The organism is Halomonas citrativorans (genome assembly GCF_014898005.1).
In the GTDB taxonomy this organism is placed as follows: domain Bacteria; phylum Pseudomonadota; class Gammaproteobacteria; order Pseudomonadales; family Halomonadaceae; genus Vreelandella; species Vreelandella citrativorans.
Map to the genome: position 1 here is coordinate 1 of NZ_JABUYX010000026.1, position 16,505 is coordinate 16,505.

Genomic DNA, 16,505 nt, shown 5'->3' on the forward strand with positions numbered 1-16,505 from the left:
CTACCGTATTATCGTAATAAGTCATAGCCATGAGTCAAGAACGTCAAACTTGGCTCGGGCTACTTGCCCGAGCTAACCGAGATTATCTGGAAAATATCTGGGCTACTTACAATCCGGGTGTGCCTATACAAAAACTCGCTGGCCCTGAAACGGGGTTGGTGCAGCTCAATACACAAGCTTGTAAGGCCTCAGTGTCATTTCAGTTTGGTGAGGCTTCTTGTACTCGCTGCGTAATCGCTATTGGGAAAATTCAAGGTTACGCAGTACATTTGGGCTCCGATCTACGCAAAGCGGAGTTAGCGGCCTATCTAGACGCCTTTCTACAAACGGCCCCCTCCCACCAACGTGAGCTGGTGCTGCACCCTATACGCCAACAGTTAGAGCTAAAAAAGGCTGAGAGGGAGCAGCTGACGGCTGCTACTTCTGTACGTTTCTACACCACACAAAAAACTTAGAATCATGAAAATACCTTTACGATCTGAGCACAGACATGACGATGAGTTACATCGGCAGACGCGTACTTATCGGCGACTACTGCATGCCTTTGGTTACCCAATGCGCATACAGCAACTAGAAGAGCGTGCTATTCATTGCATCGTTGACTGCCTTCTAGACAGCCAAACGACGGTAGCTATTGAGGTGGAAAATAAGGAATTAACAAGCCGTATTTTGAATACAGGCGCAACCTTGAGCCAAACTCCCGAATGGGTTTTTGCAGGTTCTCAACGGCATCACTTACAACATATTCCAGCAGGAAGCCGTGAGGCGCCTGAAAGTGGGGCAACCCTTGTCATGGAAATAGCCGCCATATCACCTACAAACGGGGGGCTTGCTATACGAGCCACCGGTGCAGGACTCAACAAACCACACACTTTATATTTTTCAGGGTTACATCAAAATGTAGTCATTGATCATATTGCTTTTCGTGCCGATTACCCGCGTGGAGTGGACCTACTACTATGCGCTGACACGCAGCTGGTTGTATTACCACGTCACTTAACTTTGGAGATCATTTAATGTACGTACCAGTAAAGGGTGGTGAACAAGCAATTGCTGCTTCCCGTATAGCCGTAGAACGGAGTCGCCGAGGCGACGACACAATCCCCGAGATTGAAATTAATCAAATCATGGCACAAATGTCGTTAGCTCTTGATCGGATCATGAGTGAGGGGGGCTTATACGATCGACGTTTTGCTGCTATTGCCTTTAAGCAAGCTCAGGGAGACATTGCCGAAGCGGTATTTCTCGTACGTGCTCATCGCGCGCAATTAGCCAATTTTGGCTCAAGCCAAAACATAGATCTAAAAACAATGCATTACAGTCGCCACATTTCCGCCACGCAAAAAGAGTTGGCTGGAGGGCAAATTTTAGGCGCCACTTACGACTACACCCACCGCTTACTGAATATGGATTTAGAACACTCTCGCCCTCAGTGCGAGTTACCTAAATCAGTGATAACAGCTCCCTCATCGCCCTCTAGCTCTGAGCCACTGTACGCAGATCTTATCCGCACCGAAATATCTAAAGCTCCGATAGACATTACGCGAACTGTTTTGCCTTCTTTACCTGATCCTTGCGAGCGTCTCGCTCATCTCGCTCGTGGCGAAGAAGGCTACTTAACTGGATTAGCTTACGAGAGTTTGCGTAAAGCCTCAACGAGTCATCCCTATGTAGCGCAATTAATGAGAGGGAGCGTTGAAATATTCGTAGAGCTGGAAGACCTCAATTTAACCGTATCCATTGGTGAGGTTGAGTTAACTGCCTGCACTACTGTGGCTCCAAATTTTAGCTCATCTCCACATTTAGAAGCGGGTTTTGGTATTGCTTTTGGAGCTAACGAGCGTAAAGCCGTCGCCATGGCAATCGTAGATCAGCACTTTAAAATTGAGGGTGCTACCAGTGATGCACTCATGCATACCGACGGAGTCGCTGCATCCGGCTATGTCAGCCATTTGAAATTACCTCATTACTCTGACTTTGATGCTGATTTAGCGCGTTTACGCCGAGTTCAGGCTAAGGAGGAAATATGAATTATGCCTACCTTGATCTACCGTCCAAACAAGAAATACGTCGTAAAACCCTAAAAGCACTCTGTCTACCTGGACGTCAAATACCTTTCTCAGCTCCTGAGCTACCCATTGCCTATGGTTGGGGGGTAGGAGGCATGGCTATTACCGCTGCCTTATTAGAACCGAATGACACGTTAAAGGTAGTCGATCATGGTTCGGATGATACCGTTAATGCCCTGAATATCGCGGATTTTTTTACTAAAACGGCAAACATATCAATTACGACAACAAGCTCAAAGGCTACTCTCATTCAAACGCGTCAGCGAGTCCCTGAAAGCCCGTTGCGGGAAGAGCAAATTGTGGTGTACCAAGTTCCTCGACCTGACCCTCTACGTGGATTTATTAATGATGCGGCCGAAGCACTGACACGGCACGCACATCATGATTACGGTGTCGTGTTAAGCGCTCTATTTGAAACATGGTTGCAACAAGATGAGGCGTGCTTAGGATACGACCACCCTGTGATTGTTAATGATGGGGTCTTAATGTCACCGTCGCCTATTCCTGCTATGGATAACCCCCGCATGGCGATGATGCCTGCTATTCAGATTTTTGGCGCCGCACGCGAGCGACGAATTTATGCATTGCCTGCCTATACACCCTTAGCAAACTTAGCTTTTGTTGACCTGCCTGCTAGCCTGAAAAAAGTCGATACAGCATGTTGTATCTGCGGCTCATCTATTCATTATTTGGATAATATTGGTACGTCAAACACCCCCCATTGGGTATGTTCCGACTCCGAAGCATGCAAGGAGCGCGCTCATGTTTAGCTTGCCAGATCCCGTGCTGACAGCACAGGCTATCTCACTTGAAATAGCTGGGCACCGTATTTTGTCGGATTGTCACCTCAAGCTTTATCCTTCCGAGGTTCTCGCTTTAGTCGGCCCCTCAGGTGCTGGAAAATCAAGTCTTCTGAATATACTTGCTGGACGACAGCTATCTAACAACTGTCAGGCTCTTTCCCTTTTAGGCCAGGATTTACTACGTACCAGTCTTTATCAAACTAACCTTTTACGTCGGCGGGCGTGTGGCTATGTGGCTCAGGATGCCAGCACAACCCTAAACCTGAGACAAAGTGCCGCCACTAATATCGTACGTCGTCTTTTTGATTTAGGTGACAACCGTGCGGTTGATGCACTCAAACAAGCACAAAAATGGGGCCAGCGACTTGGTTTATGTCCAGAACGATTACATGAGCCAGTGAAGAACTTTTCGGGAGGGATGCGCCAACGCGTACAAATCGCTGCGGCCATGATCCATCAGCCGAGCATTTTATTTTTAGATGAACCCACTGCTGGTCTCGACTCAGTCGCTCAAGCAGATTTTTTAGATGTGCTCTCTAATTTGAGAAACCAAACACAGACTGCCATGGTGTTTGTGACTCATGACTTACGTCTAGCTCGACTCATTGCTGATCGGGCCATCGTGATGGATCAAGGCCGCATCGTCAGCGAATCCATTATGGATCGTTTGCTTACTGAGCCTGAGCATCTCATCGCCCAAGCTCTTGTTAAGGCAATGATTTAATGAATAAACCAACTGTGATTTTGCAGTATGAAGGCAATGGCATACATCATGGGCCACTTCGCATAACGGCACAAACAGGGCAGATCGTACAGATCTGGGGAGCGTCAGGCTCAGGAAAATCGACTTTGCTCTCACGAATTTGGGGAAGTCGAAGCTTAGGAACGGCACACTTGTGCATACGAACCCACGATCAGCAGTTCACACCAAGCACAATGACACCCGCCCACTTTGCATTTCTACGCTCACGATTAATGTCGTACGTAGGGCAACATCCTACCGTACTACCTCGCGAAAAACTTGTGGATTGGTTTGCTCTAGTCCCCACAAAGACAGTACTCGACGGACTAAGACTGCTGGACCTCTCTCCTAGCTTACTCTCTCGCTATGCCTGTGATGTCTCTGGTGGTGAACTACAGCGTTTTATGTTGCTTCACGCTTATTTTTCTTCTCCTCCAATCTTACTTTTAGATGAGCCCTGTACAGGATTGGATCCAGAGCGTAGTCATCAGGTGAGCACGCTTTTATTACAGGCTAAAGCCGCTCAGAAACTGGTTATTTACACCAGTCATACGAGTGCCAGTTGGGTGGATCAGTCAATCTCTTTAGACGGTTAAACCGTCTACATTTAATTTAACCTGGAAAAGTACTCATAATGAAAAAAATTTTATTGGGATCTGCGTTGAGTGTAGGTTGCCTAAACTTCGTTCATGCCGATACCTCAGTCACACTGGTAATCCCCCCACCAAACCGTAGTGCTTTAAAGTAGAATTTCTCGCAAAGGAAATTCAATGAAAAAGTCTCCCGCTTTGGCTGAGTGAGCGGCTTATTAATGCCTACGCCATACAACATTTAATAAAAAAGAGGAGGGCCAAAAAGAAAAAAAATCTCACGGCAGTGTAAAAACAAACTCAAAAAGATAAATCAGGGAGTAAACATGTTGTTGAACAACAAAAAATGCCATGGCATTTCTACATTGGCACTAGTAGCAGGTTTAGGGTTTTCAGGAACCACACAGGCATTCAATGTGTATGAAGACGGAGAAACTTACTTTGACCTATATGGCCGTATACACTTGACGTTAAACAACGATGACGGTAACGACTATATTAGTGAAGAAGGTTCACGCCTTGGCTTTAAAGCTGGACATAGGATAAATCCTAAGCTAGAGGGTTTTATAAGAGCCGAGTTTAGATTCACCGCTAATGATCGTGACGAGGCACGGCCTAACGTCATTGATGATATAAGGAACACATATGTAGGGCTACGATTTGAAGACGTCGGAGCCGTAAAGGTTGGTAACTTTGACTCCATCTATTATCAGAACATATCCAAGGTTATCAATGTAAGAAATACTGTGGATTGGCGAGCCTTGGCAAAAGGTGGTGCCCGCGCCCGTGGAAACTCTATCTCTTTTGAATCCCAAAGTTTCGATGGCTTCAGCCTGGGTGTCGCTGGAAAGCTCGATCCAGAAGATGAAGATGCAGGTGAAGAAGAAACACTTAACCTAATGGGATATGTAGCCTATGAAACAGGCCCGGTACGTTTTGCCGCTGGCTATGATGAAGCAGAAGGTGATGATGATGCTCTACTCGGGGCAAGCGTAACCTACAAAATATCTCCACAGCTAAGTGTCGGTGCGTTATTTGAAGAGCAGGGAGATATTCGTCATTATGGTATAGCACCCGTTTTTAGTTACTCAGAAGGCAAAATATACGGGAACGTCAGCTATATGGAAAATAGTGACATGAATTTGAGTGACGTCCAATACGTTGCGGGTGGCAGCTACCGGCTTAGTGATCCAATGTTTGTATATTTAGAATATGCTAGCAGTACAGATAGGGAGATCAATGCGATTGATAAGGATTGGTGGGCTTTAGGGGTTCGATACGATTTCTAAGTTTCACAGAGCCCATTAATACAGGTCTACACAGCACCCCGAAAGTTGAACTCCCAGTTCGACCTTCGGGGTTTAAATCTCGATAGCCTCAAAAATCAAGCGCAACGCCGGTGGAGCTGGTGAAATTGATCCGCCGCATGTCGGGGTGGGCAATTAGATGGTGCACAGCCGGGTACTGCCCGGAAACCTTCATGATGAAGGTATTACCGCACACCACAGAGACATAGCGCTGGCTTGGGTACAGGCAAGCGTACTCACCAACTAGAGCAGAAACAGCGTGCTCAAAATGGGGAAGGCGATTAATAGCGCTAGTCGTATTAAGTCAGAAACCACAAAAGGCGCCACCCCTTTAAATATCTCCCCTAGCCCGACATGTGGCGCCATCGCTTTAATCACAAACACGTTCATCCCCACCGGCGGGGTCATTAGTCCCAGCTCAACGGTCAGTACGGTCAAAATACCGAACCACACCGGGTCGATGCCCATCGCCTGAATAATCGGGTAAACCACCGGCACGGTGATCACCAGCATCGCGATGGAGTCCATGAACATGCCCAGCACGAAGTAGAGCGCCAGGATGCACAGCACGACGACGATGGGCGTTAGATCCATACCGTAGAGTAGGTCAGTGATGGAGAACGAAATGCGCGACACCGAAATGAAGTAACCCAGCGTTTCGGCCCCTACCAGCATAAAGAACACTACCGCGGAGAGCGCCAATGTCTCTTGTACGCTATGCCATAGCTGCGCGCCGCGCATGCCTTTCGCTAAGGCGTAGAGCAGCGTAGCGAATGCCCCAACGCTAGCGCCTTCCGTCGGCGTAAAGGCACCAAAATAGATACCTAAAATCATCACCAGGAAAACGCCAAAAAAGGTACTGGCCAATGTCGCGGGCACGCTTCTCGTTGAGGCTGCGCTGGGCGCGCAGCTCGGGCGGCACGTCCTCTTCATCGAAGACGAACAGCTTGACCAGAACCCCATAGGGAATTTGGGCTATGTAGTATTCCTTGCCCGCCTGGATGCCGCGCACGGCCGGGAACGAGTAGGTGTGTTCCTGGGCGGCCTCGGTGATTTCGCTGGCCGCTGCCTCCCGGCGAGCCGCCGCTTCGGCGCGCTCTTGGCGCTCGGCCTCGACACGCTCGATCTCGGATCGGGCCTGGGCACCATAGCGCTCCACCAGCTCATCGAAGGACAAGCCCAGCGCCGCTAGGCGCCCAGCGTGACGCTCTACCCGGTCGCCCTGAGCCTCGGCATGAGCTGCGCGCTCGGGGTTGTACAGTCCCGGCTCCCAGATCGCTACCAGCAGCGCCACAGCTTCCGACTCCTGGCGTTGCTCCAGGGCAGCCGCCAGAACTTGCGGGTAACGCTCGCCCTTATCTAGCTTGTTCTCGTTCTCGACCACCACGAACGCCTCCAGCGTCTCGGCCTGACGATTCAAGCGGTGCGCTGCGTCGGTAGCGGCATGATCAGCCTTGTGGCCGGACACCACCTCGGCGGATTGGTAGGTCTTCGGGGTGCGGGCGTGGGTTACGACCGTCTCGGTTACGCTCATGACATAGAACATGGTGCTAACTCCTTTGGTTTGTCCCAGCCGGGGATGGAATGGGTTTTGGAATTCCGAGAATCAAATTGGCTAAAAAATGCATCGAAGCCGACGCTCGTACCCCGCGCGCTTTATGCGGGCGTTAACTTGAGCCAGAACCAATGACAAGGGAGAATAAGGATCATATGAATTACATCTTTCTCGATACATGTGTTTTGCTAGATGTTTCTACGAAAAGAAATGATCTCCCTCTTGTGTCTGCACTAGAGGAGCTGGTGAGTTCGAACAGCGTAAAATTAGTCTTGGCTGACCTGGTTATTGATGAGTATGAGCGAAATAAGGAGAGTGTGGCGAAGAAAACTGCGCAACGACTGTCTCAAGAATTTAAGCAGGTCAAGGCTGTGGTAAATGAGTTTGCTGGTGAAAAGCAAGGAGCGACCATAGACGTTCTGAATGATATCAATGCAAGACTGCCCCTTTTAACCGAGGCAAATTACGCAACTATCCATAGAGTTGAAAGACTAATTGAATCGGCAGTGGTAACTCCAGTTAGTGAGCGTTCAAAAATCGCTGCCATTCAACGTGGACTAGAAAAAAGAGCGCCTTTTCATATAAACAAAAACTCTGTCGCAGATGCTGTTATCATTGAGCAGTTTTTTGAGTTTATGAGTAGCCTAAATCGTAGCTGTGATACTTGTATTTTTGTTACCCATAACCATAACGACTTTTCCTCGAAAGATCATCGAAAACCGCACTCGGATTTTGACGAGATATTTTCATTTTCTAATTCTTTATATTTCAATAATCTAACTCCAGCTATTGACCACATTGATCCTGATTTGCTTGCCGAAGTCGAGTTTGAACATGATTTTTCAGAAGAAACCAGAGGGTTGAGAGAAATATTAGACTCCATGGATGAGCTTGTCGATAAGGTCTGGTACAACCGTCATCAAAACCGTATATGGCTCATCGAAAACGGTGAAATTGAAATCGTTCCTGAAGGAACTGAGCGCTATGGCTCAGATGTAATTCATGATCATATCCTCCAAGGTGCTATTAAATCAGCTGAACGCATTGAAGAGAAATATGAAGATACAGGCCCATGGAGTGACTTTGAGTGGGGAATAATCAACGGGAAGTTATCAGCGCTGCGTTGGGTTCTAGGTGACGAATGGGATATGTTGGACACCTAAGTTAACGAAGCATTACAGATAGATAGTTAGGTGCTTGTTGCCAGAAAGGCACGCATGCGCACTCATAAACCGTTAAATTTAGGGGGTTTTGTGCCTGAATGGGCTATTAGATTCTTTGATTCGATCTCATCTGTAACATCAGCAGCTAGAGCACTAGGTACGGTTTTGCTTGTTCTATTGCTCTGGAGGCCAGCCTCAAAACTATTCTCTAATATTGGCTTTCCCGATGATTACATAATTCTTTTCCTGACAGTTGGAGCGTTCTCCGTTTCATACCTTGTAGTCAGGTTGCTTGAAATTGGATGTCTCAAGATCTTAAGTTTGCAGAATGATCGAAAGGCTAGTTTAAGAAAAGAGAGAGATCTGGCCAACTTTAAAAAAAAGGTGAGAATGACCCTGCCACACCTCAATCCCAAAGAACTCAGAGTTCTTCGGGAATTGGTTGAATCAGAGCAGCGCATGGATATCCGGGAAAAGGAAGTTAGCTGGCTGAGCAAATCGGGTTGGATCACAAAAATACATCAAGCACCCGCTGCTGAGTTTTTTTTCCAGCTGAGCCCTGTAGTACGTCCACTTTTTATTGAGTTCGAAAAAAATCGTTTTAAGGGGATGGTGAATCAAACGATTTCTAATCTTACTGAACCGCAGCGAAATTTTTTGGAGCTTTTTTGGCAAGAGCCGATAATTCATGGCACAAGGGAAAGCCAAAATTCAATGCCTTACAAAATCTACCATGCTGGCTTGGGATTAGTCACTGTACTTGGACTTTCAAAATCAGAATGGCGAGAAGGTGGACACCTGTGCGAGCGATTTGCACTTAATAACTATGCAAAGTCGAGATTGGAAGATGAGGTTTATGGTATTCCTCCTGTTCGGATTGAAGTTGATCTGAACCTCGAATATGTAGAAGGTCCCGGTTCCTCAGGTGGTGGAGCGCGAGGTCGGATTTAACAATCACAGGCATCAGTATTGACCACTAGAGCGAATAGCCAATTTGATGCGAATAAAAAAATGGCAAAGGTGTGGCAGCCTGTCAGCGATAACAAATGGTTATCATGCGAATTATCATAGGGCTCACATTGGCCAAGCTCTACACCTTACATTCCTATTTGCGCTTCAAGCTTTTTTACATGGTACCGCACAGTTCCCGTGCTCATAGGCTGCATACGGCTTCTGCCAGCAAAGATAAAAGCCTCAGGGTCGATTCCCAACTGATCTACCTTCATTAAATGAGGCAGCGGCCCGAGGAGCTCGTAGCGCTCATCATCCACAGTAATGAACACCTTTCGGCTGGATTGCACAACGTGTGCACAGCGAAGCATAAGTACCTTTTTTAATGGCAACTGATAAAGCATTGAAATTGCTGCAGGCATTAAAGCTTTAGCTTCGCGCTCGTTCGGTGTTGAAACAAGCTTTTCCATTACTGCCTTAATTTTTTTAACGTGTTGCTTATTGCTTATCCCTTTATTTTTTTTCTCAGGTAACACGAGATTAACGGCGTATTTATCTTTGGCAAAGGTTCTGAAAACAGCTAAGGAAGCACAATGCCCTGGCTTTTTCTTAGCATGAGATACGATAGCTTCTTCGGGAAGTTCCTGAATGGAAGATACCTTGGCTGACATCAATAGCTCTATAGCTGCTCGCAGATAGTTCCTAACAGTCAAAGGTTTGATTGGTGTCTCTTTGTAAGTAACTCTCTCACTCAATTCTTTTGCATAGTCGACGACCTCACGATGCCAAGGCTGCTTCTCATAACATTGCAAAATATCATTAATCCTCTTATTTTCAATCGCTTGCTCTTTCTCTTCGTTATCCCACTCTATGCCTAGTTTTTCTACTAAGAAATTCACCACATGAAAAGAACGGCGAAGCTTTTCAGCTCCAAATAAATTGAATAAGTGTTGCTGATCAATATCTCTGACGGACAAAGTATTCCGTTCGAGTATGACCAAAAAACGCGCATAACTATCTATTCGCGTCGTCATATTTCCCGCTTGCCTAGGAAGCCTTTCCCAAGAGCAAAACTCAAGAAATAGCGCTCTACACCAAGAAGCTTCAAATAACTCAAGGTTCAGCATTATTCGTCGGTCTAAACGGCGTTTTAAAGAACAGTCTTGGCAAGGGGCGTTGCCACCACCGGGAGTATCTGCTCCACAGTCAGGACATGAGTGAGTTTTTGGATATGGCCCGCTGCAATCTCTACAAACAGCTCGTCCTTCAACATCATATTGATGGAGCTGACGATATTTCCGACAAACCGAGCAGGTTACAAATGCGCAGGCCTTCCTTTCGCATGCCTGGCAGATAATCTCTGAAAGTTCACCATTAGTGATGCGTGAATATCTGCTAGAAAGACATCCACAACGGGAACAGGTATGTTCCTCTCGCCCATGCGGAGCGCAGCTTTTGCAAAACGCAGCGTGACCAATAAGATAACCGGCTCTCGGCAGCGGCTTATCGCAGCGCGCGCAGACACGGTGCAGCCTGAGGCACTCACCGCAGACCGGGTTCTCTTCATACTTATGGGCTCGCACTGACTCGCCGCATTTAGTGCAAGTCTTCTTCTTAAACTCACGGGCATAACATGTCGAGCAGTAAGCGCTCCCTTTGTAGCGCCTTTGCGCCTTAAGCATGGATCGACCACAGTCATCACACTGCAAGTGGGGCTTATGACTCACAAAAATGGGTATCCTAAAAAACTTAATATATGTCGAGCTCTTTCCTGGCGGAACTGTACAAGCTCAGTTCGTCGGCACCGATTTAGACAAGGGCCTTTTGGCTGCTGATTCGTGCTGCGCGTTCTTCGTACCCCCACAGGCAGATATGACAACTGCTCAGCAAAAAAAGCAGGCATTATAGATTTTATGAATGTCCTCTGAGTTAGACCAAGCACACTTGAACCTTCTTGGAATGACGATGGCCAATCAAGAAGCCAATATGCCAAGGTTTCCAAAATTGCAGTCCTATAGGCAACACGCTGATGCTCATACAAGCAACGCTGATTTGAAGGACGATGGAAGGGTTTCAAGTCGTAATGATGCCTCAGTCGATCATGCTGTAGCGAATTAGCGAGCACGCCTGCCATTACCCGAATGACACTCAGAGCTTCCGGACTGGTGGACGCTTGTGGGAGCAAGTTAGTCGGAGTTCCATTCGCTAATTTCAGTAGCTGGGATTGAAGAGCTAACACTAATGGAGAACAGCACAAGGTTGGTAACTTGCGAGAAAGAAGCGACACCCCACATACCGTACAGCGATCCATTCTTTGCACGGTACTTAGATGTGGCATCAATGGCGCATCACAACGTGGGCAAGCATCGCTCATCATGGCGCCATGGTAAGGACAAACAACCATAAACCCTAAACGCCAGTCACGATAATAGATGGCCCCATAATCCTTGAAGCATTCGGAACAATATTGGAGGCCGTGCTGGGTACGTACCTTGTTAGATATCCCCGCTGACAGAAGAAAGGGGACATTTCCCTGACGATGAATTTTTACCAAACTCTGCTCAATTGAACGTAATGTCATCCTTTCGACTGACGCAACATCAAAACCTGAGTGGCGCGACACGGTATAGAGCAGCTCATCACTGGCACTACGATCAATGTCACGGCTCCAGATAGGAATAGATGGAGCCCAGTAATTAGCAAACCGATAGGGGGTCAGGCCGTGAGCAAAGGCGCTACGCATCAACCACGAAGTAAACAGCTCATTCTTAGCTGGTGATAGCATGATCGCCCAGCTTCCTCTGATCACAGTTTAAGCGCCTCCTTGCCATAATCAGAGAGTTTAACCCAGCCGATGTTATCAAGAAGCTTAGCGTCTATATGCTCTTTACCATCTCGGATCGCTTTAACGGTCGCTCTTTTAAGCACGGTCGCTACGCCGCCGATGGTGCCCCCACTCATACTATGTAGCTTTATCGCGATATCCTGACTAGACAGCTGAGAGGGCTCAGCTAATGGCAGTAAGCGTTCAAAGCTGGCCAAGAGGCGCAAGAAGCTAACATCTAACTGCCATCGAGGTAGTGCCAGCGGCTCAAAGCGACTTGAGAGTTGAGTATCGGTGTGCAGCGCGAGAATGGAGTCACGCGTACCGACGGCTACAAGCGGAAGCTGTAGCTTATTGCTCAATCTTTTAAGCATTCCTAGAAAATGCCTCTGTTGTCTTGCACTTCCATGTAGCACATTGTGGATTTCATCAATAATGAGCATCCTGGCTTGTACGTAAGTTAATACCGAAATAGCTTGGTTCTCCTTACGCTGCACGGGATCCGTATCTCTGTGGGCTATCTTTAATGACAGAAGTAACTCAGTCCAAAAACGCCCCTCATTTGGTTCGGAGGGCATTTCCATAACAATGACAGGTGCTAATGGCTCTCCAGAGGGAAGAATCTTCACAGGATGCTTTTCTCTGAAACGGTCGATTAATGTACTTTTTCCATTCCCGCTTTCTCCGACCAGCAACGTGTTGGGCATCCGCTGTACACGGGGATGTGCTAATTGATCCTCAAGCCGGGTCATGATTTCTTTGGCCCTAGGATAGGAAATCCAATGGTTTTGCTGAGCGAAATAAATGCGGTCTTCCGTCGTCCAGGTGAGTGTCTCAGCAATCTCTGGCTTGAGGTGATCAAAATGGGCCATATTCATTCCCTAGGCATCGTCATCGAATGGTTCTATAGGCAGTGCGAATATATCAATCTCACTTTGCACCTCTGTTTGAGGTGGAGCAGGAAAAACACTCTTAGCAGGCGCTTGTGTTTCAACAGATTCCGTTTTCTTGGCGAGTTTCTTCGTCGTATTGATACGAGCCATCTGACGTCTTGCTTGCTTCGTTTTCGTGACGGCCTGTTCAACACGATGACGCATCTTGAGAATGGTCTCAAAAATCACATCCTCATCAACATGCCGCAGTCCTTCCTCTCGAATGCGGCGAGTTGCTTCCCGTAACTCCCACACACTAATCGCTGGTCGAGTAGGATTCCGATAAGGAACCATGTAATAGATCTCACTTTCAGGGTCGTAGAAATAGACTTTACTGATATCGCGTGGATCACGACGGATAGTAAATGAACGAGCCTTCGTTTGATTTTCGGGGTCTTTTGAACCAATCCAAGGGTTCAACACTTCATGGTAGTAATTAATTTCATCCAGCTGGACGCCGTAGCGCTGCACAGTGCGTGAATAAAGAGGAAGGAAGTCTAACTTCAAACGCGTGGGGTCAGTTGGTATAGGCGGCATCCCCAAGCCCGGCTGTGTTGAGTCTCCTAATATACCGAGTTGCCACTTGCGCATTGGTGGCATGTTCAATTCAGAATGCTTGCGACGGTGATACACCCCAACAATAAATTCAACTAAATGCTGCTCAAACTCACGAAGGGTGAGCGCTGATTCTTTTTCTGAGTCATATCCTTTCCGTTGCTCAACGTTGGAAAATGTTGTGCCAGGTAAGGTGTGTATCTCATTTGCAGCAGTACCCATATAACGCTCTATATGTCCGCCGTAGTGGGGAAGCTTTACCGGACGTAATTGCAGGTCGATACCGTATTGTTCACAAGCCCGGCGCAGCATTTTCCCCCGGAATTCTTTCGCGTTATCAGCATGCAGAACACGCATTTTCCCCCAGACTGGCCACTCTTGCCCCACCCCCAGGTTTGCAAGATATTCATGCTTAGGCAACATGGCATTGGAGACACACAAACCCACTGAGATAGCACTGGGCTTTTCCATGCTAACCGCAATCCCCACCACCATTCGTGAAAAGACATCAATAGCCAGAGTTATCCACGGTCGGCCAAGCGCCAGACGATGCTCTTCATCAACTAAGATGACGTCAGCAGGCGTATGATCTATTTGAACAACAGCAAGAGGGAAATCCGCATTTGGAAACTCTCCCCTGATAGGAGCAAAGGTGTCACGCGCCTTATCTCGTAGCCCGCGGCGTCTCATCGTTTCACGTGTCGAAATCTGTTTTATGCGGTTACGGATTGTATTGGAGTGAGGAGGAAGTAAACCGGCCTGTTTGCAATGAGCTTTGACAGTGATAATTACGTCACTGGGCTTATATCGTTGACGACTTAGATATAAGTCATTGATCGCCCCTTCGATTATTGCCTCGACTTTCTTATCGAGCTTTTTCGTACCTGGCTTGCGGCCTCGCGGGGCTGGTATCAATGCTGAAATATGGCCAGCCTCGTGATAGTCCTTAACCCATTGGTATAAAGTGGCAACGTGAACACCGGCTTCTTCTGCTAACTGCTCTGCCTTTGCACGAGTACGAAATGGATCGTCAAGTAGAGGACGGATTGCTGCAAACCGCTGCTGAGCAACTTGCCAGTCTTCGTCTTCGATCTCGGATAAATCCTTTCCTTCAGCAACACCACCTTCTCCAAGCTCTATATCCGTTACGGGACGAAGCTGATGCGCAGACAGACGGTGCACCTCTCCAGTGTCGGTATCTTTAGCAAGGAGGGTTGCTGTATCCAACAAGTGCGAAACTCTATAGGTACGACCATTGGCTGTTATCACAGACCCAGTAGTTACCGATAGAAAAGCGGGCTCTGTAGCCATAAGAAACCTTCTCCGTTAGTAATCCATATGGGGCTGGACATGTTTAATGGGCGTATGAGGTCAGCATGAACACGGCCTATAGCGATCATTTGCCATAAACAACTAAGCGCACACATACGCTTTTCCTCATTCGCATAAGCAGCTGTAAGTAGAATTTCAGGTGTTGTTTCACCGAGCACGGCAAGGGTTCTAGCCAAGTGAGTAGCGGTAGCCGAGTCCTCTGCCAAGTCCCTATAGGCCCTTAGAAATCGTGCATTGTTCAATAGGCCAGTGCCTCTAATCTCTCGCTCAGTCACAATGCGAAAGCCCCAACCTTGCTGCTTGCAATAGCGTATAGCTGCCTGAAATTTAGGCTTCATAATGTGCCAATTTTCTCTCAAATCTTCGCGATACTTAACCTCATACAGAATCGGCGCCGCTTCATCCGAGTAAGTCACGAGCATATCGGGCGTGTACTGACGCCTTTTTCGATCATCATCTTGATACTTAAGGGTTAGCGGCTGCTCACAAACCGTAGCGACCAACGGATCAAAATCGAGGATCATCAGGAAATCGCGCTCTAATGATGACTCAAAATTGCAAGTGCTTCCTCGTAAGAAAGAAACCTGCCCAGTAAGGCTCCTTCGGTTAGTTCCAATAACTCTAACAGGCCGATTCATATTCAGTCGCCTATATATTTGTGATTTTAACACCCAGTCGCTTATATTGGTGTCAATTAGTAGCGTATTTACTTGTCGAAAATAACGTAAGATATTGTTCCAGTATAGCATTAGTAGCTGTTTTTAGTGGAATTCACAGCGGCTCAAAACCCAAACCAGGGGAAATCTCGCTTGCCCATCATGGTGTGCTTTTTTTAGACGAACTGCCGGAGTTTTCCCGCAACGTGTTAGAAGTTTTAAGGCAACCACTGGAAACGGGCGAAATACATTTGGCCCGCGCCAATCATGAACGCCGGTATCCTGCTCAATTTCAATTGGTAGCCGCAATGAATCCTTGCCCCTGTGGGCATTTAGGCGACCCACGCCAGCGTTGCCAGTGCACCGCCAGCCAGATTCAGCGCTACCAGGCGCGGCTTTCCGGCCCGCTGCTGGACCGTATTGATCTACAGGTCGAAGTCCCCGCTCTTCCGCCCGAACAACTTACCGCCCAGACCCAGGGCGAATCTTCAGAAGCCGTGCGCGAGCGGGTGATGGCCGCAAGAGAGCGCCAAATGGTGCGCGGCGCACTCAACAGCCAGTTAAGCGGTAAAGCCCTGGAAGCCGCCTGCGACTTGAACGATGAGGAGCGCGCTTGGCTTGCCAGCGTGCTGGAAAAGCTCAAACTCTCCGCCCGCGCCTACCACCGCGTGCTGCGCGTGGCGCTGACGCTGGCTGATTTACAGGGGGAGCCCAAACCCACTCAGGCGCACTTGATTGAGGCCATTGGCTATCGACAGCTGGATAGGCTGTTGAAGGGGGCCTGAGAGGGGCGTTTGAACTCTGGTTTGTCTGTAGCAGCACCTCGTTTGATTTTTTAGATCGCTGTTTAGCTTGCGCAGGAAGTGGTGAAACATGGCCCAGCTCCCCAACATCCATTCAAGCGAAATCAAGATCAAAGATTGCCTACTACCCATGGGACCTGGTCAGAACACTCTACCCAAGCTATGAGTATCCTTGCCTATCGTACAAATATTAAGCAAAGTATTCATTCATCCGCCATAATGC

15 protein-coding genes and 2 pseudogenes are annotated in these 16,505 nt (G+C 47.8%); 10 read left to right on the top strand and 7 right to left on the bottom strand.

Annotated features, from left to right (window positions below; genetic code table 11):
- Window positions 1–29 precede the first annotated feature (29 nt).
- The 7 genes from phnG (at window position 30) to INT20_RS15660 (ending at window position 5,493) form a co-directional block, all read left to right on the top strand.
- Window positions 30–455 carry a phosphonate C-P lyase system protein PhnG gene (phnG, locus tag INT20_RS15630; protein ID WP_081194694.1) on the top strand — a complete coding sequence of 142 codons (426 nt, stop codon included), beginning with the start codon at window positions 30–32 and terminating at the stop codon, window positions 453–455.
- 4 nt (window positions 456–459) lie between these two features.
- Complete coding sequence (phnH, locus tag INT20_RS15635) at window positions 460–1,017, top strand: phosphonate C-P lyase system protein PhnH (protein ID WP_048766753.1); 558 nt, start codon at window positions 460–462, stop codon at window positions 1,015–1,017.
- Window positions 1,017–2,030, top strand: coding sequence for a carbon-phosphorus lyase complex subunit PhnI (locus INT20_RS15640; RefSeq protein ID WP_016239120.1), 1,014 nt, complete (start codon window positions 1,017–1,019; stop codon window positions 2,028–2,030). The genes phnH and INT20_RS15640 overlap by 1 nt, the downstream gene beginning before the upstream one ends.
- Entirely contained in the window at window positions 2,027–2,839 is an 813-nt protein-coding gene (locus INT20_RS15645; RefSeq protein ID WP_048766754.1) for an alpha-D-ribose 1-methylphosphonate 5-phosphate C-P-lyase PhnJ, read from the top strand. Before INT20_RS15640 ends, INT20_RS15645 begins: the two co-directional genes overlap by 4 nt.
- Entirely contained in the window at window positions 2,832–3,596 is a 765-nt protein-coding gene (locus INT20_RS15650) for an ATP-binding cassette domain-containing protein (protein ID WP_016239122.1), read from the top strand. Before INT20_RS15645 ends, INT20_RS15650 begins: the two co-directional genes overlap by 8 nt.
- Window positions 3,596–4,210: an ATP-binding cassette domain-containing protein gene (locus tag INT20_RS15655; RefSeq protein ID WP_016239123.1), complete on the top strand. Its 615-nt coding sequence runs from the start codon at window positions 3,596–3,598 to the stop codon at window positions 4,208–4,210. Before INT20_RS15650 ends, INT20_RS15655 begins: the two co-directional genes overlap by 1 nt.
- 320 nt (window positions 4,211–4,530) lie before the next feature.
- Window positions 4,531–5,493: a porin gene (locus tag INT20_RS15660; protein ID WP_086961201.1), complete on the top strand. Its 963-nt coding sequence runs from the start codon at window positions 4,531–4,533 to the stop codon at window positions 5,491–5,493.
- A 261-nt stretch (window positions 5,494–5,754) separates the two neighbouring features.
- Here INT20_RS15660 and INT20_RS15665 read toward each other — a convergent pair.
- Window positions 5,755–6,366, bottom strand: a pseudogene (locus tag INT20_RS15665) (TRAP transporter large permease subunit); the annotation flags it as partial.
- Window positions 6,296–7,057 carry a DNA sulfur modification protein DndB gene (locus tag INT20_RS15670; protein ID WP_247716659.1) on the bottom strand — a complete coding sequence of 254 codons (762 nt, stop codon included), beginning with the start codon at window positions 7,055–7,057 and terminating at the stop codon, window positions 6,296–6,298. The gene INT20_RS15670 and the pseudogene INT20_RS15665, both read right to left, overlap by 71 nt.
- 164 nt (window positions 7,058–7,221) lie before the next feature.
- Between INT20_RS15670 and INT20_RS15675 the strand changes: the two genes are divergently transcribed.
- Both INT20_RS15675 and INT20_RS15680 read left to right on the top strand, forming a co-directional pair.
- Window positions 7,222–8,229, top strand: coding sequence for a PIN domain-containing protein (locus INT20_RS15675; protein ID WP_192524525.1), 1,008 nt, complete (start codon window positions 7,222–7,224; stop codon window positions 8,227–8,229).
- Window positions 8,230–8,283: 54 nt separating this feature from the next.
- The gene (locus tag INT20_RS15680) at window positions 8,284–9,180 is read left to right on the top strand and encodes a hypothetical protein (protein WP_192524526.1); all 897 of its coding nucleotides are present in this window, start codon (window positions 8,284–8,286) and stop codon (window positions 9,178–9,180) included.
- A 146-nt stretch (window positions 9,181–9,326) separates the two neighbouring features.
- Here INT20_RS15680 and INT20_RS15685 read toward each other — a convergent pair whose 3' ends face one another.
- From INT20_RS15685 to INT20_RS15705, 5 genes are all read right to left on the bottom strand, one after another.
- The gene (locus INT20_RS15685) at window positions 9,327–10,214 is read right to left on the bottom strand and encodes a hypothetical protein (RefSeq protein ID WP_096277095.1); all 888 of its coding nucleotides are present in this window, start codon (window positions 10,212–10,214) and stop codon (window positions 9,327–9,329) included.
- A gap of 689 nt (window positions 10,215–10,903) precedes the next feature.
- Entirely contained in the window at window positions 10,904–11,965 is a 1,062-nt protein-coding gene (locus INT20_RS18395; RefSeq protein WP_192524527.1) for a TniQ family protein, read from the bottom strand.
- A 20-nt stretch (window positions 11,966–11,985) separates the two neighbouring features.
- A complete protein-coding gene (locus INT20_RS15695; RefSeq protein ID WP_176483352.1) occupies window positions 11,986–12,876 on the bottom strand; it encodes a TniB family NTP-binding protein in 891 nt (296 codons plus the stop codon).
- A 9-nt stretch (window positions 12,877–12,885) separates the two neighbouring features.
- Entirely contained in the window at window positions 12,886–14,721 is a 1,836-nt protein-coding gene (locus tag INT20_RS15700; protein WP_192526910.1) for a Mu transposase C-terminal domain-containing protein, read from the bottom strand.
- 50 nt (window positions 14,722–14,771) lie between these two features.
- On the bottom strand, window positions 14,772–15,461 hold the full coding sequence (locus INT20_RS15705; protein WP_217990263.1) for a TnsA endonuclease N-terminal domain-containing protein: 690 nt from the start codon (window positions 15,459–15,461) through the stop codon (window positions 14,772–14,774).
- A 131-nt stretch (window positions 15,462–15,592) separates the two neighbouring features.
- Between INT20_RS15705 and INT20_RS15710 the strand changes: the two are divergent.
- Window positions 15,593–16,264 (top strand): annotated as a pseudogene (locus tag INT20_RS15710) (ATP-binding protein); the annotation flags it as partial.
- Window positions 16,265–16,505: the final 241 nt, after the last annotated feature.